Consider the following 19,228-nt stretch of genomic DNA (forward strand, 5'->3'; position numbering starts at 1 on the left):
CCACGTAATGTGGACACAGCCCTAAGCGAGGTTCTGGTTTTCAAATTGTTCCGGGCTGAGACCGCCACAGGCACTGTGACGGCGCCAGCGATTGTAATCGCACTCAATATAATTAAATACCGTTGAGCGCATCATTTCCCTGCTACTAAAGCGTTCCCCGTGTATGCATTCCACTTTCAGTGAATGGAAAAAGCTTTCCACACAGGCGTTATCGTAGCAACAACCCTTTGCGCTCATGCTGCCATGTAGCCTATGTCGTTTCAGCAATGCCTGATAATCCGCTGAACAATACTGCCCGCCTCTATCTGTATGAACAATGACATTCTCTGGGCGTTTACGTCTCCAGAGCGCCATCTGTAACGCATCACAAGCCAGTTGTGCCGTCATTCGGGATGACATCGACCAGCCAATTACCGCCCGTGACCACAGGTCAATCACAACAGCCAGATAGAGCCAGCCTTCATCCGTGCGAAGATACGTGATATCACCTGCCCACTTCTGGTTCGGGCTGCTGGCGATAAAGTTCTGCTTCAGCAGGTTTTCCGATACCGGCAGGCCATGTTCACGGTAGCTGACCGGACTGAATTTACGGCTGGCTTTCGCCCGTAACCCCTGACGACGCAGACTGGCTGCGATGGTTTTAATGTTGTACTCAGGCAACTCATCAGCAAGGCGTGGCGCACCATAGCGCTGTTTTGCCTCAGCGAAGGCTTTACGGACCGCTTCATCACAAGTGAGCCGAAACCGCTGACGCGAGTTAACCTGATGGCGGCGACAACACCAGACATACCAACCGCTGCGGGCAACCCGAAGCACCCGACACATCGCTTTAATGCTGAACTCAGCCTGATGCTTTTCAATAAAGACATACTTCATTTCAGGCGCTTCGCGAAGTATGTCGCGGCCTTTTGGAGAATGGCCAGTTCCTCGTCTCTCTCTGCCAGTTGGCGCTTGAGGCGGGCAATCTCTGCAGCCTGTTCACTCTCTCGCTCAGAGGTAGTTGTCTGGCTCTGTTGCTTGCTACGCCAGTTATAGAGCTGGGATTCGTGCAGACTGAGTTCACGAGCAGCGGCGGCAACACCGATGCGTTCTGCAAGCCTCAGGGCTTCGTTACGAAATTCAGGCGTATGTTGCTTACGTGGCTTCTTACTGGTTGATACGGATTTTGTCATGTGAGCTACCTCTGGTAGAGAGTTTACTCACTTCGTCGCGTGTCCACTAATGCTGGGTAGGATCATGCCAGAGGTAGCGAGCAAATCAAGGACACTGATTACCCTCTGGCCTATGATTTCTTAAACAATGATAATTATTTCAAGTCGTTAAATGACTTTTTCATAAAAAACATGCATGTGAAGAGTTCAGATATCCTTGCTGTCATCGGCATGAATGACAAACCTGAACCTAAAAAGAAAACAAGGGACAGTCGCTAATTCTGAACATCCCCGACATTCACCCCTCATAAAAATCCCCGAAATTCACTGGTCCTGAACTTCCCCTCTGTTCAGGGCCAGTGAACCAACCTCGTTTTTTACAAGCGATATCCATACAATTATTTCCATCAAATGCACAGGAGATAAATATGGTTCAAATCGTAGCAAACAAAAAACAACGCCTTATTCGTTTACCAGAAGTGATTAGAAGAACAGGATTTGGAAAAACATGGATTTATACGCTTATTAAAGCCGGACGCTTTCCATCACAGGTTAAAACGGGTTTAAGGTCTATTGCCTTTATAGAAAGTGAGATTGATGCATGGATTGAGAAAATCATTTCTGATTCACGTCCTGTATCTGAATAACAAATATTTTAATAACAACAAGAGGAAATAAAATGAATAGTAATGAAATGAAAAACATCAAAGAGTCATCTACCAATATTTTTACTGCTATGGCGAAGAATCTTTATATCACAGGAATACGTATATATAAAGAACAAGAAGATTATGAGGTTTTAGAAGCCATAATGTTAGATAGTAATAGAACGGAATCATATCTTTCGCATGTTAAAGAATATCTGTCAAAACGCTTTGATGCACATATGGAAGAAATGGGTAAAAGAGAAAGATTGATTTATGTTGATATGGATAAAGTTATGCATGAAATGAGATATGTTCATACTCAAGCATTACTTTTTAGTATGAGCTAACAATAGCGTATTCGGCCCCGTAAGGGGCTAATAAAAAACACGATGAATTAAATAAGCATTTAACTATGAGGGTATAAATATGTTTAAAGAAAAAATAAGTATAAATAAATCAACCGAACTGTTCTATGAACTTGCATGTAGATCGTTTGCCGCAAGCTGGAATATGTTCATGGAAGTTAATGGTGATGCCAATGATTATTTGGATGATCCAGATTTTATGAGTCCATTTATTATCCATGTGATTGACCATATTAAGAACAACTTTGAAAGATTCACTAAACAAGAGGGTGATAACGGTGATATTAATCAGGTTAACGTTGAACTGGTTGCTGCCATGTTAGTTGAGTATTCAGACACCTTTAGGAAATAAGACATAATCTTGCCCCAAAGGGGCTAACCAAAAATATAAGAGGAAAGTATAAATGGTAAACAATATAAAGAAAAACGAAATATCTACGATATTACGTAAAAAAGACAACGAGCAAAGTTCTATGACAAATAAAATATCTGTAGTAGTAAGTATGCTGTGCGAAAGAACCCCGAAAGTAATGAATACTATTCAAGAAAGTCTTGATGTATTTATTGCTCTGAGCGGGTATACAGTAGAAGAAATGATAGGGGATAAAAACTTAGTAGATGCATTAAATCGACATGTTAATAACGATTTAGTCGATGAGTTAGATCTGGAATATGGCTCTGTTATCATCAATATCGTTTATAACAGCTAATTATTTTCACTAATCATTAACATAATAAAAGGATTAAAGATGAAAGAGATTATATTAAATAAAAATGAAAAAGAACTAAACGAACTTATTGCCAACATCTTACAAGGATACTGTGATGAAATATATAGCATTTATGAAAAACATCATGAAACAGCAATCGATATTTTAAAAGATGGGTTCCTTTCAAGCGTCATGTATGATGTTTTGATAACGCGTGAGATGAAGAAATACTCTATCAAAAATGATATATCAGTTATTAATAGAAGAGATTTAAAAACCGCTATCTTGTATTGGCATCAAGAACACATCATAGAACTTGTTTCAAGAAATATAAATCAGGATGAAAATGAAGATCCTGTTTACTGGAAGCTGAAAGTGACAGTGGTTTGATGTAAAATATTATTATTCCCTCGAAAGAGGGAAATAACATGAATGATAGAACTAAGGGTTATAATATGATTGATGAATTCCACGTTATGTATATGTATAGAAAAATCCAAGCTGAAGCAGCTACTACTGATTTAAAAACCTTGAATCAACTATTGAAGAAGTTCCGTCAAGTTGTTGCGGAGCGCCGGGAGGAATACTATCAGGAGATTGGTGAGAAAAAGGCTCAGAAATTGAGGGGCAAGAGATTACAACAGTTGCTTGAGAAAATGGGGCGTGATCGTGTATCACCTGAAGACCTTTATCACTGATACCAGACACTGCCACAGGTGCTATTGATGACATCCATATTTCGGCCTCCATCGAAGTGTTCAGCAATAAAAAAGGTACAGTCATACCAGTGCTCAATACATAGAGGGTAGGAATGTGATCGCAGTGCTTTTTGAAGCAGATGTTGTTGCCACACAGCAAGAGCGTTATCTCCAGCTTGCTGCTGAATTGAAACCGCTATTAGCCGATATTGATGGTTTCATTTCTATCGAGCGTTTCCAGAGTCTGACAGCAGCGGGAAAGATACTGTCATTGTCTTGGTGGCGGAATGAAGAGGCCGTATTACTATGGAAACAAAACGTTTTGCATAAAGCGGCTCAGGCAGAAGGACGTCAATCTATCTTCTCTTTTTATCGTATCCGTATTGCCCATGTGCTCAGAGACTATTCATCAGAAACCAGAGGTCAGGCCGATGTATGACATCCATGTTGTTTTAAATAATGCGCCGGGCGAACTGGCGGCACTGGGGACGGTATTAGGTCAAAACGGTATTGGGCTTGAGGGTGGTGGCGTATTTACTGTTGCAGACAAAGCACATGCGCATTTTCTTGTTGAGAAGGGGGATGCAGCCAAAGCCGTGCTGGAAAACGCAGGATTTCAGGTTGAAAGCGTATGCAGGCCATTGATCCGAAAACTTAAGCAAGAACGCCCCGGCGAGTTAGGAGAAATTGCAGCAACACTGGCTGAGAAGGGGATTAATATTCTGTGCCAATATAGCGACCATGCAAACCAGCTGATCCTTGTGACCGATAATGATAGGGTTGCCAGTAAAGCAACGGAGAAATGGGCTGTCGTGCCTGAGTAACATGTTAAAACACGCTAATTCAACAAATAGCGGTGATGCTTTGGAACATTCAATGGCGGCCTTAGCTGCTGCCATGTCCGATCCGTCCCGCATAAAAATGCTCTGCGCCTTGATGGATGGACGTGCATGGACAGCGACAGAGTTAAGTGTGGTCGCTGATATCGCGGCATCAACTGCCAGTGCGCATTTATCTCGGCTGGTCAGTGAGGGGCTGATTACCTGCCTTTCGCAGGGACGTCATCGTTATTATCGTCTGGCTGGAACAGACATTGCCGGGCTGATTGAAAATCTGATGGGCGTATCATGGCGCTCAACATCATCAGCTAAAATCAGCACACCTTCCTCATTACGGGCTGCCCGGTCGTGTTATGACCATTTAGCCGGTGAGATCGCAGTTCATATCTATGATTTCATGGTTGCTGAAGGTTGGGTTACGTCAGATGGCTCGTCAATGACGCCATCAGGACAAGAACAGTTCCGAGAATTAGGCATTATGTCCAAGCCAAAAACACGACGTAAAACGTGCTGTGGCTGTCTTGACTGGAGTGAACGGCGATTTCATCTTGGTGGTGAGGCTGGTGCGGCCTTTTTTGCGCATTGTGAGCAAAAAGGGTGGTTAACCAGAATACCGGGGTTCAGAGAAGTAACTATTACCACCAGTGGTAAGCTGGCATTTAAAAAATTATTCGGGCTGTATACGTAGTAAAATTTAAAAAGACATTTTTCGGTATTTTTTATCTGATGTTATAAAATCTGATGAAATACTGGAAAGCTGTTCAAGACTCTGCTCAACAGAACGTTTAAACTCAAGTGCTGCTTCTGTACGCTGTTTTATTACTAGAGCAACAATCTCAGCATCTGTTTTTTCTGAAATAGCTCTCTGGTAGATCATACGCTCATGCATGATATCAAGATTACCGGATGATTTAGCGGCTGTTCTTGCCGTTGAGCTGCTTATAGGGTTGAGTTCAATGACAAAATTATCTATCAGTGATTGTCTCTTTTTATCTAGCCTGCGTAGCTCATTGTGAGCAGATCTATATTTATCTACTTCGGTGCCAAAAGGGCTATTTTCACGCACTTTACGATAGCCTTCCAGATATTCATCCATTGATGGTTGTTGTTTTAGTTTTTCTACAGTTTCAAAATAGGTTAATATATCACTGTTGTCCAATTTTATATTTCTCATAAATACCTCGTTAATAATATGTGTTATATTTATATGTTAAGGTATATAAAGAAGTTGTCAAATCTAACAGGAAATTAAATAAGGAGAATAATTTTCGGTTTTTATATTATTTGGTATAACAAATTCCTAAGACTGATTGCTTTATATATTAACCTTAATCCAATCTATTATAATGCCAAAATGAAATCATTATTTTAAACAAGCTGAAGAGTTTTATACTGTTCTAAAATAAACTCACCACTATCAGTATAAAACTCAACTTTGCCGAGTTTCCTATCAGATTTTTATTGAATAGAAAATCAACCTAACATCGCAATATTTATCTAATAGGTCTCTTCGATAAAAATATTTTTATGTTGTAGTATAATCTATTAGATGGTTATAGGTTGAGCCAATAATTTTTCAGATAGGTCACTTTATTTAATTTTTTGGGTGGTAAAACCTTTTAAATCTACGGATTTGTTCTTCCTTCTTATATTGTTTCTCGATGAGATCTAACCTCTCTTTCTCTGCCTGTTGGCGATTTTGTTCATTTTGAATGATGCTACTTACCAGCGAAGCTGGAATAACCTGAATATTGTTTGACCAATATCGATAAGGATTACTCGCCTGAATGTTGTCAACTGTGGTTGATATTTTATCTACATCAAGCTTTTTTTCAAAAGAAATGACACGGTTATTACCCTCTTTTGAAATTAATTTGGCTGTATTCTCTAAGTTTTCCTGACTTCTTAAATTAAATGCACCTACAACGATATTGTGATCTTGATGATATAAAGCCTGTTTTTTATTTTCACGATAACACTCAAGGTAAGAATAGAGTTTGAACTCTTGAATACCAAATGTTTCCTCAAGCATAGTCATTTGTTCAGCCAAGATATTCAGAATATCGTTTTTGGATAGTTTTTCATGAAGTTTGATTTCAAGTGAACCGGGGAGTTTTTTCATTTTTTTTTCCTTATTGTTATTTTTATCATGATACTGCTTTCAAATGGTTTGTGGCATCAGCCAAGTCTTTTCTTGCCACTTCATTTTCCTTCGTTCGTTTGTATACCTTTCGGGGCTTATCGATCTTGATACTGTTTTTAGCATTAGGAACAGCATTATTCTTTTTCTTCTTACTAAAAATAAAAGCATCAGTATAGATCTCTTTCGTTTCTCTTTCTAAAGCTAGGTTTCGTCTTTCTTGCTTTGAGTAATCAGTATAGTTTTCTGGATATTGCTCAAGCTCCGCATGAAGACTTCTGGCATTGCTTAAATGCTCTTTACGCTTTTCATCAAGTTGATGGCTTAGACCTTTGGCGAAAATGTTCGAGTTAATATACAGATGCCCATGATGTTCAACGAGAATACCTTTCTGTTTGAGCTTTTTGAATATGTTGGACATATTGCCGGATGCGATATTCAATGCCTTGCAGAGTGATGCTTGCGACAGATTGATAAGGTTTCCGAACTCCATATATTCTAAGATATAAGTCAAGACACGGAATTCATTCTTAGATATATCCAAATCAGAAAAAACACGAAAGTTGGAAGTGAAGGCAAAAACATAAGGCTGTGCAAATGAGATCGATTTATCTTCTTTTGTCGCAATAACTGTGGTCGATTTTATATCCTTGTTTTGCAGTAAGTGTCTTGCGATATCAATCTTTTGTTCCGTGGTTAATGTTTCAAATAGGCTAAGTAGTTCTGTGTCATTAGTATTCATATTATTCTCTCTTATAGTTTTTATTATGTTATTTTTAATACTATGCAGAAAAATAAAAGTCAATAGTTAAACTATAAATAAAATAGGGGTTTTATTATTATGCTATTGTTATATGTTAAAAAACCTATGTTCAAACATAGATCTCGCTATGTTCGAACATAGGACGGATCTATGTGCGCACATAGGAGTTTGCTATGTTCGAACATAGCAAAAAAAGTTGTGAAGCCTTGATTTTATTGGGCTGGGGCAGTGCTTATAATTAAATAATTAGTAAGAAGTTAAGAGAGTCCAGTTTTCCTTTTGCCTTATGTGCAGGGTGTTTTACGTGGGAATATGTGGTTTTCTTGATACTTATTTTCAGCGAAGTGATTGTTTCATACAATCACGAAGCGCTGCTGGCATTTTAAGAATAGTGTAATTGTTTTCCTTTTATTTTACTGGCGGCTATCGCCGCAATTCTCTATGGATAAATCCATCATTAACAGGGGCGAGCCCTGTTCCAGCAATGTGATTGTTTTGGACAATCACTAAGTGCTGCTTCTTTGAATATAGTTTTCCTATGCGTTTAAGAGCAAATGCTATAGCCTTGATGAATTTCTAATTAATATACTGACAAAGGGCGAAGCCATGAGCGAAAGCTCATAAAAAGGATCTGTTTTTCAATATGAATTTTTAATTTAAGTATATGCTAAAACTAGTTTATAAAATATCTTGAACACTAAACCGTCCATGAAGTAGTAAGATTAATCATACTATTTCTGCTTTATCGGCTATCGCCGAAATTCTTTATGGATAAATCCATCATTAACAGGGATGAACCCTGTTTCAGCGATGTGATTGTTTTTGACAATCACTCAGTGCTGCTATTGAGAATATAGTTTTTCTATACGTTTAAGAGCAAATGCTATATGTTATCGCGGTAATTCTGTGTTCAAGAATAAGGTCAATTTTGTTTTTTATGATTAAACGATCTGAAAAAGATCTTTCCTTTTTTTGCTATCAATACTAAAAACGTACTTCATCAAGATAAAAATACATATTTCAGAGTTAGGGCGTAGCCGTGCTCATGAAAACAGATTCATCGTTTTCGGCAGCACATGAGCGTTAGCTCATAGAGGGCGGTGATTTTCAAAAAGGATTTTAATGAAAAAGGAAGGAAAGCTTCACAATAAAAATATAAATTTCATTCATAAGAAGCTAATGATTTTTAATGTCGAAAACCCTCATGGCGATCATAAAAATCGCCCGGTTTCTTTTAATCCTCTTAAGTATTATCTCTTACTTCTTGCAAAATTAAATTAAGGAAAAATCGGCCTGTAGCCCTTGCGGTATAAGGCTTAGGACGAAAATATGCGACTGACTGCACGGTCAGTGTTTCTGACTCTATAGTCAGTATTCCTGACTGCACAGTGAGCTTTCCTGACTTTGCAGTCAGTTTCTATGTCATTTTATAGCTTAAAAACGACAGTGCTTTAAATTATCGTCACTGGAATATTGGCGATTTTTTTAATATTTTTGCAATAAAGCGTGCAAAAAACTTGATATCTATTTTGTGCATGGTATTTAATTGACTATAAATAAAATAATAAGAGGGAATAACATGATGAATGAAATGGAAGTTGACTTGGATTTAGGTTTAAATCCTTTTTGCTTTGAGACAGAACTAAAGATTGAAACAAGAAAGAAAAATCTGACTGTTTCAAGGGGAACAGAACTTATCGAAAGGAGAGATACTGGTAAAAGCTACTTCGCCAATATCGTGCATACTCAAGAAGTCGATAAAGAAGAGTTTATTAAACTTTATACATCCCAGATAAAATCATACTTCGATCTCACGAAAACAGCCTATAAGGTGTTTTTCATCTTTTTACGAATATATCAGGATGCGATTGGAAAAGATCACTTTTATCTGAGTTGTAAAAAAGCAATGTCGCTTGCAGAAAAAATAGATCACTTTGCTTTGTCTGAGTCTATCTTTTACCGAGGAATAAAAGAACTTATAGAGAAACGTATTATTGCTAAAACTAATGAAAAAAACTGGTATTTCATAAATCCAGCTATTGTCTTCAATGGTGATCGTGCTCGCTTTGTTTCAGAGATTGTAAAAAAGAAAGAAGTGATGGAAGAACAACCTGAAAGCATGGTAAGTAATGGTAGCAGCAACAGAAAATCCGAAGATAAAAATAGGGAGGTTGAGACAGTTTTACAAGAAGTTAATAACCAAGAAGACATTGATTTGTTAATCGAAAAATTGCAGGCTAAAAAATCCAAAGTGGCGATAATTAATAAAAATATGAATAGGTTCGCCACTACTGAATAAGCAACTTTTTTACCACCAGAAGAACTATTAGATTGTGGCAATATTTAAAATCAGTCACATTATTATGTAGCAATAGGGCGTATTTCCTATTGGGTAGTGCTGGATATGTTTATTAAAATTTTTGGTTTGATAGTATTTTTTATCAAGGTAAGTTTCAGCAAGTGAATGAAGCTGATCATTTTCTATTACCTTCGTGATACCAACAGCCCAGACACTGCGAAGATCTAGTTCGGATTTTCGCATCTGACCGATTTTTTTCAGATCGCTAGCCATATTCTTAACACAAGTTGTCGGATTAGGATTCTGCTTAAATTCAATTGCCATGTATCTTTATTGTACCCATCCTTTTTTACGTAGTAGAAAATCTGGACGGAAATAATATTTTTCTTTATTTTGACGATAATCAAACTCAAGTATCTGTTCTCGCCAGTATAAATGTTCAGTATTAGCCAACATATTCGCAAATTCAACTTGCAACCAAATTTCCCATCCGGTTATTTTGTGTTCATGAATGATATGTAGTTTTTGTTGAATATTTTTTTGAGAGAAAAAATCACTTAACAATCCATTTAGATGCTGAAAATCTCTGTTAATCATAAGTTCTTGTCCGTATATATTTTATTAGTTGTATTTTTGACGTTCACATCTTACATCAATGTAATTTAAAATAAAAGGTAAAACAAAGAATGAAAATTTTATTTTTATAAAAAATGGTATATCGACTCGAATGCGGAGAGAAGGCAAGTTTTGTATTAACAAAGTAGTTATTCGACTGAGATCATATTTATGGTGAGGGGGTATTCACAAAGATGATGTTCAGTGATTGAGTAAAAGAGATACACGAAGTCATTTCATATTAAAATGCTGGCTAATGTGTTATTTATATGAGTTAAATTTGATTTACCAATAATAAATATGGTATTAAAAATAAAACAATAAAAGGAAAATCAAACGATGAATAATATTAAAATCATTGCACTATTTTATGCTAATGAAAAAATCCCATTTCTAACTTGTATAGTTAAAGATGTTGAAGAGAACGAACAAGGAGTAAAACTTACTTTTGAAAGCGGTAATAGCATCTGTGTCAAAGATTACGATTCTTTCTTCCTGTCTGAATCAGCAAATGATTGCGATAAGGAACGAATGGTAAATGTGTATGGGAGATTGATTTCTGAACTGAGCCAAGTAAGTGAAGAAACAATAAGATCGCTGATGTCAGAAACCAAAGCCTATAACAGTCAACATCCCAAGACGCCCGTTAGTGTTCTGGATGATTACTATTACTGTGGCAGGGTGAAAGCCAATGCACCAGATGAAGCTGCCCTGATGAATGTGCTTGGCCTAAAGGATTTACGTCAAGCCTTATCTCAAGATAGTCTCCTATCCGAGCTTGTCGCATCTGGTGATATTGTCATTCACGCTGATATGGGCTTTCCAGTAGCAGAGAGTATGAATCTGGGTGTTAGCATTGACATATGGCCCATAAATCCCATACATCAGCGAGATTTGACTAAAGGCTATGTGGTGGTATTCAGAAACGATGAGTTCGAGTATGAAGTTGAAGGTGATCTCTATGAGGCGCTGTCGGAAGCTGTTGACAGGATGAAGATCGCTGTTGTTATGTTCAGGAATGAATAGTATTTTAGAGTTTTCACCATCAAAAATAACTTCTGTTCCAGCCATGTTTTGTACTCAAGCATTAAAGAGTAAGCTATATTAAGGAATAATATCTTTTGCTATGTTAGCCGTTTGATCTTACCCGTCATGTTATTGTCCAACCCTGATTTTTATGGTTGTGCTTTACTGAAGACGAAGAAGCTATTGATGATAAGTTAAGTTTTATATGCGTTCCTATTTTGAATTATATTTTTGATTTAAAAGCCTTAACCTATGTCATAAAGTTAAGGCTGTAGCTGTCAGATTTTATTTAGTCCAAAGAGATAAGGTTTTAAGCATCCAAATTATCTGTTCGCCAAAAGGATATGATCCAAAAAGAAGACCATCATGTGTCATCCATATGGGATTAAAGAGCAATAGTGCAGTGGTGAATGCACTCGTTAGTATTAAGCTTAAAAACCATGTGCTGCGAAGAATGCCTTTATCGGCACTCCATTTTGCAAGGTATTCATTCAAGCGCCATTTAATCCATCGTCGACGCCAAATGTAACCAAGTGTTGGTATAATCACAGCCATAATGATAATGAGTAGCCCACAATAACGAGCTATCGATTGTAAAGAAAGCCATAACTCTTGCTGAGTTCCCCATCGACTTAATGGAGTCATGTATATTTTTTTAGTATCTTGTTGCCAGTGATGATTAAAAGCAGTGTAGAGTGGCATAAGCAGGTAAATCATAAAAGAACTAATCATTGCCCACTTAACAACGGACCAGCGTTGAATCGCTGTTATTATGCGTTTCAGGCTGGTTAATGCTTCGTCAAGATAGGTTGTGGTGAATCCTCGGTTAAGAGCCTCGCGCAGCATATCACCGGATTTTCCTCGCCTGTTAGCTTCAAGCATATCCTGATGCGCTTCTGATTCCATAAAGGTATGGATCGTTTTTCGACTGGCTGACGCGATAAAAGGATTGAGCAATTTGTTTTTTGTTGCGCTGTAGACAAGATTATCCAAATCACTTTTAAGCATTAGCTCGATCACATGACCCGCATCAAGTATATGTGGCTTAATACCATAAACAATCCAGTGAATTTGATGATTATCCACCTGTGGCAGTGGGCTGTTAAAACGAGCAAATGGAACTGAAGCGTCATAGCGGAAATGTACCTGACGTGCTTCATCATCAATCCCATCTGACTGCAACTCGACTTCACCGAATTGAGCAAGATTGGGTATTCCTGCTTTATAGAGTCCATCTTTGATAAAGGTTTGTACGTCATGGCTGAAATACACTAACTGGTATTCTGGCACTGCAACACTGTGCAACTGAGTGATCTGTGTTATTTCTCCCGTACCTTTACAGGGAGAGCATTGCTGGCGACCTGAACCATGACAATAACTACATTTCACTCGACCACCAGAGCAAGAAGTACAGGGTCTATAGTAACTTTCACTACGAGTTTGCTTTGCGTAATGATCATAATGACTGCGGTGTGCCAGTATATGACCACTACCGCCACAGCTAGAACAAGTCGTTTTACCAGAACCATGACAATGTGAACAATTTATCTGTCCTCGTCCACTACAGTTAGAACAGTTTTCCGTCAGACAAAGGTGTTTGGGATGAGAATAGATCTTGGTTTCTCGCCGAATCTGTCCATAAGAACGAGAAAGGATTAATGAACGAGCTTCTCTCAGCGTCTCTGCTCGTGAAAGCACTGCGCGGGTTTCCGCTTTGAGCGCATCAGAGTATTGAACAGCATTGAAAAAAACAAGTGTATTACTGGTCGCAGTTACTCGTCCTGCTTGGCTATTTTTTTCTGCTTCAATGCTAAAATCAAGTCGTAAACTTATCTGGTAATCAAAATTGATCTGTTCCTGAAGTGTTAAAACAAGTTTATCAGGTTGTAGCCTTGTAGAGCGCTCAACGAAGTTTTGTATAGCTGTAGTGCAAGATGATAGCCAAGCTTCTTCCATGTTTACTCCCTCAGTGAAGCAAGTCGTAGCTTAATAAAGATTACAGTGTCCATTTTTATGAGCAACGAAAAATACTCAGATTAAAGTGGATTTAATCAGAATGTAACAATATATCAACATATTATCTATAACATTAGAGGTGGGAGAGAAGGATACCAATAAAAATGAATGGATAAATGGCAGATGAAAGTTATTAAAAAGAAGTCAGGCTATTGTGACTCCTTTCAGATGGTTGCTAGTTCTAATACTGCTAATTATTAGTCTAATAACCCACGAGAAACCTTACTCGCCGTCTGACTGAAATTATATCGGTCAACAACATTTCCTTTGAACCAAATGTCTAAGGATTTCATGTGAGCGGTATTGCTGTTTTTCAGTAGGGCCAGACCGGGAATGTAATTTGAAATCTGAGTTTCGCCTGACATGCTGGAGTAAGACCACATTTCCTGACCATCATTGGTGGCTCGTGTTTGTGGTTCCCCGAATGCAGCTAAGATTTCCTGCTGGGTAGTTTTCCCTTTAACGATTTTGGTTTTTACGGTTTGTTGGGATTCGTCTTTAAGGGATTTGTTGCCATAGGTGGTGCAAGCGGTAAGAGGCAGGATCACCAGAGCAGCGATAAACATTTTTTTCATGTTAACTCCATATAAACAGTAAACGTAAAAACAGGCGTAAAGATGCCGGGGCCAGAGGTATGTCGAATCTGACTATATAAATTTGTGTTAATGACTGACGAGGAAAGCCGCTTATCAGATGTTGTGAGTCTTTCTATCTAATCCGCTAACGGTATCCCTCATGCTCATGTTGTTTTCCCTGATGTTGCATTAATAGAAGCAGCGCAGATGCCATAAAACAGCTTTAGGCGTTTGTCTTACGGCCAGTAGCTCCATCTCCTTGAACCCACTCGTAAACAGCTCTGTGGCTCTTTTTCTCACTTTATCCAGTAACGATTCTTCTAGCAAGAAAATGATCGGTATAACAGATCGATAAGTTGATATTGATAGCTTATGGCGATTAATAATGCTTTATCGATCGGCATTTTAATTGATTTAATCGATCGAATATAAATATATGATAGTTTAAAGCTATCATTATTTTGTTTTTGATCGTTACAAACGATATGACGACCCTCAAAAATAATTGAATCCTATCAATTGGTTAATCAGGTGGCTTTGCTGTGGTCGTCCTGTAAGAGCAAGCTGTAACGTCTTCAGGCAACTCGAAAGGCATCAAAACATAACAGCATTTATGATTATCAGGATGGATAGGAAGATGAAGACGATTTTACTCGTTGCTGGCACAGCGCTTTTTCTGGCGGGATGTGGTGAGAAGGGCGATTTTGAGAAGGCGATTAACGCGAAAATTTCAAAATCAAAGGTGTGCTATTCACTGCAAAACAATGACTTTGCATTCAACAAAGGTTTTCCGGTAAAGGTTAATCATGGCTACCGTTCTGCTGGATACAATGCCAGTGATGAAATCCTGAATGGGCTTGTTGAACAGGGGCTTCTCACTGTTTCACAACAGCCTAATGGCTTCGGCAGTGTTGATGTTTTAGAAGTTACAGATAAAGGCCAAGAGATTGATTTCTGGAACCGTGAGGAAGGTGCCTGTGTTGGTCATCGTGCTGTCGCTGAGATTACTAATTGGACTGAACCGAGTGAGGGTAATGGCGCTAAAATCACGCAAGTGACCTATACGTGGAAACTCGATGGCGTTCCGGGTTGGGTTGATAAAAATGCTTTCTCTGGCGTTAAGGGGATGGCTGAACCCGTAGAAGCCAAAATTGTTCTGGTGAAGACCAATAACGGCTGGGCCGCTCGGTAATTACAGGAAAAATGCTATGAACCCTATCTATTGGGCGTTTTTCATCGGTCTGCTGATAAACATACCATCACTGGCTCCGGTGCTGTTTCTACATAAGATATCGAAGAAAGTGAAGGTATCGATGGCCCTTAGACTTTTTCTGCTGAACGCCTTCTTGGTACTTTCTGTTGTGACGCTATCGCAGAACACCACGCAAAAATACGGACTGTTCCCGATATGGCTGGTTATTACTGCTATTGGGCTATTTGTGATTATACTTGTGCCAACGATAAAATTTGTACGTAAGCATTTAACCGTAGGTAAAAGCAGGGCTGTTATCCTCTCATCATTCCTGATTGTCTATGTTGTCAGGTTTCATGGCGTGTTTTCAGATGGAAATGGTAGTGGCTATACAGTTAATGGATACAATACGGTGTGGACGTTGTTCTTTCTGTTTGCCTGCCTGTTGACTTATCTCGGTTGTGCTGGGAGTAAAACATATTCCGGTTATTCTGCGCCGTCATCTGCATCGCAACCAGATTATTTTAAGCCGAACAAAGAATATGAAACACAATCCCAAATTGATTACGATATTGCTGTGAAGGGACGGAGTATTCTTTCCGACCCCAATCTGAGTGTTGTTGAGCAGCAGCGTTATCGCGATGCTCTAGAGCATAAAGATGGGATTTAAAATGTTACTATCGGCTGAGTTGAATTTATAAATTCTATTGCATAGCAAGGCAACATTCATATTGGATATATTTAAAAAATATGAATGTTGCACATCGAATTATATTTTCTTAACACATGATGCAATAATGTGGTTTATAGGTGATGCTTTTGAAAAATAATCAAGGATGTAATTTCTTTCTCCGGTTTTTTGGCTTCTTGACCCTATTGCTGATGACCATGATAACCAATCTGACTGGCCTGTGCTAAGGTATCCATTTCTTATTTCCTTTAAACCAAATCCATTTTCTGGTATCTCTAATATTTTTGATCGTGAAATCTTAAAATCACCGGATAGTTCAAATAATTTCAGTAAAACAGAACCATATTCACCTTCACCTAATAAATAATCCTCAACAATAGCACCAATCCAGAATAACTGATACTCTAGGAAATTACTGTTTGAGTTTAGATAGTTGAGTAATACATTTACTAATTCTTTTTTGTCTCTGATGCCAGAGCAAACGGTATAGATATGTTTTATTAGGTTGGGGAACCTTGTCAATAGCATTGGTATCTGACTAAGTAAGCTATCGTTATGTGTTCTCAGAAAGCCAAGTATTAAATCCGCATCTGCTTCTTCCAAGTTCTCATCTTTCAGAAGTTCAATTAATGCATTAACCTGATTTATATCAAGATTCTTGATTACTTCAATATTCATTTCAACTAACTCAACACCAGAGGCAGTGGGGATTTCTTCATATTCAGTCACAATCTCTTTTAGTGAGGCCTTTATCTGGCTTAAGGTATCTTTAATATCACCTATTGAATTATCAAAGGAAGTCTTGGATGGATTAACATTAAGTGAAACCTGTCCAAGCAATTGTTGGATTTTAATGAAATCGTTGTTTAATACATCTATATTATTATCAAATAGTGTAAAATCATCCATAAATCTCACTATTTTTTCCGATTTAAGTTGTCCATGTAGATCAATGAGTTTTAAGAATTCATTGCCTATCATTTTTGTCGGGTAAATACCATGTGGCATAAAATCAATGCTTCTACCAGCATTGATTTCTCTGAAAAACTGCCCCAGAGCACCTACATCGGTTGCTGTGACGGCATTTTTTGATTCAAACCAACTAACTACATCATGGTGGTATAAGCTATTAAAATAAGATGCTACATCAAAATGAATGTTGTGTGCATATTCTTGAGAGCAAGAACGCAAATGCTGTTTATATTCATTGTACGATATATGAACTGGTATGCGGCTTCCATCTTTAAATCTATAACCGAAACTTTTTCTTCTCTCACTTACTTCTGGTCTAAATATAGCTCGGTTTCGATAAATGACATCATAAATAAAATATTCAGCAATGGGATCTAACTTTACAGTTCTACGAAGATGACCTTTCGGTTTTGTTGCAAACACTTTATGTTGAGATAGGAAGCTATCTGTCGTGAATGATGAGTTTATTACTTTTCTATATATATAATCAGACATATCAGTCGCATGATTTTTGAATAAAATCAAATTCGTTTTTAATGGGTAAAGTGTCGCGGGGAAATCTGTTTCAAAAAAATCTACTGTTGATGTCATTGCTAAATCCTTATCGGACTGTCCGTGTCTTGCTTAATAGGTTAAAATAAATTCAAATGAACTTCTAATAAATCAATGAATTATATCTTACATATACTATGTTTTTTTAATATGGGGAATGTTTATTTTGTGTATCATGCTAATAATTAACACTGTTGGTTTTAGGGGCCAAGGCGCTCAAATTATTTCCAGCAGGACGGAAAACTTGGTGGTACTAACTTAGGCGTTTTTGGAGACTTATCCCCCGAAAGCGTAGGTATGTAGTCCAGCGCGTTATCTGGTTGTTCGGGCTTAGGCTGACGGCTTGGGAAACGCCTGATCTCCTCCTTGGTTGGACTATATGTGTCACTGTTAAATCTGGCACGTCTCTTATGCTCAGCGCGTGGAACATAGATCCCCAGTACCTCATCAAACACGTAGTTTTCGGCAATACGTTTATCGTGCTCAACATCAGGAGCGACGGGCTTCTTCTTGGCCCAGACAAATCTTTCTTTTATATACTCAACTACCAACAAGGTGAAACGCTTGAACAAACCCGTCTGACGAGGTTTAACCTGCTTTCTCTTACTTTTACCGGGAGCGCGTTTAATCGCTCTGGCAGTTGAAGAGGATGAGGTTTTCAATTTAGTGCGTGTATGAGGCGTAGGAGCAAGCAGAACAGGTTTTTGGCCTGCTGATGATGCCGACTGCGCACCCGTATCGGTTAAGATGATTTCTACTGGTTCAGAGAGCTGTGATACGGTGAAACTGTTAAGGTTTACCACGATTTGCAGATCCAAATCTTTAAAGACACCATATGTGGCCTGAGCTTCTTGTTTCATCTCATCACGAACAGCCTGTTCCTCTGCACGCTGCTTCTGAACGCTCTTGCTGTTCCACTTGGCGCGATGAACACGTTGCATTGCTGGGCGGCTGGTTGCTGTTGCCTTGGCAAGCCATAGTGCTTTTTCTTCTACATCTAAAGTGATAGCAGCATTTTCAAGTGCTTCATTGTGTTGAACATTAATAGAACGGTGATCGATACGTTCTGACACACCGGATGTCTTAAGATAGCGATTGGCAATCACTGACCATGATTCTCGCCAGAGGATCACGTTTTTCTTGTCATTCCAGCTTCTTTCTTTTTTGCCAAAGCCATCTGCGGTGATCGGTTTTAATGTCAACATCACATGGGCATGGGGGTTTTGACTATCCAGATCATGGAAAGCGATATCAGCAATCATGCCTTTATCGACAAAGTTCTTCTGGCAGTATTCAAGCACCAGTTTAATTTTATCTTCATTGCTAAGTTCACATGGAATAGCCACATCAAAATAACGGGCTGTTTGACCATCCTTTTGACGCTCAACTCTTTCAACTTCATTCCATAGTGCTGTTGAGCTTTCAATAATATGAGAAGGAGCAAAAGTAGGCGCTAATATCTGATGATGGAATAAATCTGTTCTGTGGCTGAAATCGTAGGTATTGCCAGTGCGATCATCTGTTATTTTGCAACGCGCATGATAAGCAGCCTTCCTACAGGAAGACATACCCTCAGAACGTTTCACAATTTTAAACTCCAGATGAAAAATCGCCATATAATAAAAGACCTTAATATAATAAAAACTATCAAATAAACATTAACGCTAACTATGCTGGTTTTAGTTTTTCGCAAGAAAAACTCAGGGGTTGACGTTGAACTTGGTTTTGCTTTTAGCCTGCGGCAGGCAACCGTCGGTAGACCCCACACGCTCACGAAGTGAGTGTATAAGTGGGCATTGTTTTCTTAAAAAAAGAAACAATGTAAAAGCTCCTCTCATTAATTAATACGAAATATATTACTGTCTGTAAAACAAAACGCCGAATTAAGCGGCGCAATCTAGATGAAAGGGCGAAGTATTCCGCGATATTGTTTAGATGGGTTTTAAATGGCGTCCGAAGGACAAGAGAAGTGTTAAT

General features: G+C 38.4%; 23 protein-coding genes and 1 pseudogene. 14 read left to right on the forward strand and 10 right to left on the reverse strand.

Annotated features, from left to right (window positions below; all coding sequences use genetic code 11):
• Positions 1-21 precede the first annotated feature (21 nt).
• Positions 22-1,172 (reverse strand): IS3 family transposase gene (locus tag E2566_RS07790; RefSeq protein WP_107170981.1). Its coding sequence is split into 2 segments (ribosomal slippage): positions 22-914 and positions 914-1,172, totalling 1,152 coding nucleotides; the frame shifts between segments, so codons are not numbered across the junction.
• A 63-nt stretch (positions 1,173-1,235) separates the two neighbouring features.
• Between E2566_RS07790 and E2566_RS21820 the strand changes: the two are divergent.
• From E2566_RS21820 to E2566_RS07835, 10 genes and pseudogenes are all read left to right on the forward strand, one after another.
• Positions 1,236-1,430: pseudogene (locus E2566_RS21820) on the forward strand (DUF6387 family protein); the annotation flags it as partial.
• Positions 1,431-1,579: 149 nt separating this feature from the next.
• Positions 1,580-1,798, forward strand: coding sequence for a helix-turn-helix transcriptional regulator (locus E2566_RS07795; RefSeq protein ID WP_043878032.1), 219 nt, complete (start codon positions 1,580-1,582; stop codon positions 1,796-1,798).
• Between the two features lie 32 nt (positions 1,799-1,830).
• Positions 1,831-2,145, forward strand: a complete 315-nt coding sequence (locus E2566_RS07800; protein WP_107169374.1) for a hypothetical protein — start codon at positions 1,831-1,833, stop codon at positions 2,143-2,145.
• Between the two features lie 79 nt (positions 2,146-2,224).
• Positions 2,225-2,515, forward strand: coding sequence for a hypothetical protein (locus E2566_RS07805; protein ID WP_107169375.1), 291 nt, complete (start codon positions 2,225-2,227; stop codon positions 2,513-2,515).
• A gap of 121 nt (positions 2,516-2,636) precedes the next feature.
• The gene (locus E2566_RS07810; RefSeq protein WP_107169422.1) at positions 2,637-2,873 is read left to right on the forward strand and encodes a hypothetical protein; all 237 of its coding nucleotides are present in this window, start codon (positions 2,637-2,639) and stop codon (positions 2,871-2,873) included.
• A 39-nt stretch (positions 2,874-2,912) separates the two neighbouring features.
• Positions 2,913-3,263, forward strand: coding sequence for a hypothetical protein (locus E2566_RS07815; protein WP_107169376.1), 351 nt, complete (start codon positions 2,913-2,915; stop codon positions 3,261-3,263).
• 65 nt (positions 3,264-3,328) lie between these two features.
• A complete protein-coding gene (locus E2566_RS07820; protein ID WP_205942479.1) occupies positions 3,329-3,571 on the forward strand; it encodes an H-NS family histone-like protein in 243 nt (80 codons plus the stop codon).
• Between the two features lie 115 nt (positions 3,572-3,686).
• A complete protein-coding gene (locus tag E2566_RS07825) occupies positions 3,687-4,010 on the forward strand; it encodes an antibiotic biosynthesis monooxygenase family protein (protein WP_107169378.1) in 324 nt (107 codons plus the stop codon).
• Positions 4,003-4,395 carry an amino acid-binding protein gene (locus tag E2566_RS07830; RefSeq protein ID WP_107169379.1) on the forward strand — a complete coding sequence of 131 codons (393 nt, stop codon included), beginning with the start codon at positions 4,003-4,005 and terminating at the stop codon, positions 4,393-4,395. Before E2566_RS07825 ends, E2566_RS07830 begins: the two co-directional genes overlap by 8 nt.
• 1 nt (position 4,396) lies before the next feature.
• A complete protein-coding gene (locus tag E2566_RS07835; RefSeq protein WP_107169380.1) occupies positions 4,397-5,098 on the forward strand; it encodes an ArsR/SmtB family transcription factor in 702 nt (233 codons plus the stop codon).
• 6 nt (positions 5,099-5,104) lie between these two features.
• On the opposite strand, the gene E2566_RS07840 is transcribed toward E2566_RS07835, so the two are convergent.
• From E2566_RS07840 to E2566_RS07850, 3 genes are all read right to left on the reverse strand, one after another.
• Positions 5,105-5,584, reverse strand: a complete 480-nt coding sequence (locus tag E2566_RS07840) for a DUF4756 family protein (protein WP_107169381.1) — start codon at positions 5,582-5,584, stop codon at positions 5,105-5,107.
• Between the two features lie 420 nt (positions 5,585-6,004).
• On the reverse strand, positions 6,005-6,532 hold the full coding sequence (locus E2566_RS07845; RefSeq protein WP_104209905.1) for a hypothetical protein: 528 nt from the start codon (positions 6,530-6,532) through the stop codon (positions 6,005-6,007).
• Between the two features lie 25 nt (positions 6,533-6,557).
• Positions 6,558-7,292 (reverse strand): helix-turn-helix domain-containing protein, encoded by a 735-nt coding sequence (locus E2566_RS07850; protein ID WP_107169382.1) that lies wholly within the window; start codon positions 7,290-7,292, stop codon positions 6,558-6,560.
• A 1,603-nt stretch (positions 7,293-8,895) separates the two neighbouring features.
• On the opposite strand from E2566_RS07850, the gene E2566_RS07855 reads away from it, so the two are divergent.
• Positions 8,896-9,612 carry a hypothetical protein gene (locus tag E2566_RS07855; RefSeq protein WP_107169423.1) on the forward strand — a complete coding sequence of 239 codons (717 nt, stop codon included), beginning with the start codon at positions 8,896-8,898 and terminating at the stop codon, positions 9,610-9,612.
• Positions 9,613-9,666: 54 nt separating this feature from the next.
• Here the strand turns inward: E2566_RS07855 and E2566_RS21825 are convergent, their stop codons facing one another.
• The gene (locus E2566_RS21825) at positions 9,667-9,936 is read right to left on the reverse strand and encodes a hypothetical protein (RefSeq protein ID WP_240618627.1); all 270 of its coding nucleotides are present in this window, start codon (positions 9,934-9,936) and stop codon (positions 9,667-9,669) included.
• 6 nt (positions 9,937-9,942) lie between these two features.
• Positions 9,943-10,209 (reverse strand): hypothetical protein, encoded by a 267-nt coding sequence (locus tag E2566_RS21830; protein WP_240618628.1) that lies wholly within the window; start codon positions 10,207-10,209, stop codon positions 9,943-9,945.
• A gap of 357 nt (positions 10,210-10,566) precedes the next feature.
• On the opposite strand from E2566_RS21830, the gene E2566_RS07865 reads away from it, so the two are divergent.
• Entirely contained in the window at positions 10,567-11,253 is a 687-nt protein-coding gene (locus E2566_RS07865; protein ID WP_104209903.1) for a hypothetical protein, read from the forward strand.
• A gap of 285 nt (positions 11,254-11,538) precedes the next feature.
• Here E2566_RS07865 and E2566_RS07870 read toward each other — a convergent pair whose 3' ends face one another.
• On the reverse strand, positions 11,539-13,209 hold the full coding sequence (locus tag E2566_RS07870) for a DnaJ-like cysteine-rich domain-containing protein (RefSeq protein ID WP_165800649.1): 1,671 nt from the start codon (positions 13,207-13,209) through the stop codon (positions 11,539-11,541).
• 257 nt (positions 13,210-13,466) lie between these two features.
• Positions 13,467-13,844, reverse strand: coding sequence for a hypothetical protein (locus tag E2566_RS07875; RefSeq protein WP_107169383.1), 378 nt, complete (start codon positions 13,842-13,844; stop codon positions 13,467-13,469).
• Between the two features lie 637 nt (positions 13,845-14,481).
• Here E2566_RS07875 and E2566_RS07880 point away from each other — a divergent pair.
• Entirely contained in the window at positions 14,482-15,036 is a 555-nt protein-coding gene (locus E2566_RS07880) for a lipoprotein (protein ID WP_107169384.1), read from the forward strand.
• 16 nt (positions 15,037-15,052) lie between these two features.
• Positions 15,053-15,706 carry a hypothetical protein gene (locus E2566_RS07885; protein ID WP_107169385.1) on the forward strand — a complete coding sequence of 218 codons (654 nt, stop codon included), beginning with the start codon at positions 15,053-15,055 and terminating at the stop codon, positions 15,704-15,706.
• 99 nt (positions 15,707-15,805) lie between these two features.
• Here the strand turns inward: E2566_RS07885 and drt5 are convergent, their stop codons facing one another.
• Both drt5 and mobQ read right to left on the reverse strand, forming a co-directional pair.
• Positions 15,806-17,290: an antiviral reverse transcriptase Drt5 gene (gene drt5, locus E2566_RS07890; protein WP_107169386.1), complete on the reverse strand. Its 1,485-nt coding sequence runs from the start codon at positions 17,288-17,290 to the stop codon at positions 15,806-15,808.
• Positions 17,291-17,472: 182 nt separating this feature from the next.
• Entirely contained in the window at positions 17,473-18,867 is a 1,395-nt protein-coding gene (mobQ, locus tag E2566_RS07895) for a MobQ family relaxase (RefSeq protein ID WP_107169387.1), read from the reverse strand.
• Between the last annotated feature and the right edge of the window lie 361 nt (positions 18,868-19,228).

It is taken from the genome of Pectobacterium punjabense (assembly GCF_012427845.1).
Taxonomy (GTDB): domain Bacteria; phylum Pseudomonadota; class Gammaproteobacteria; order Enterobacterales; family Enterobacteriaceae; genus Pectobacterium; species Pectobacterium punjabense.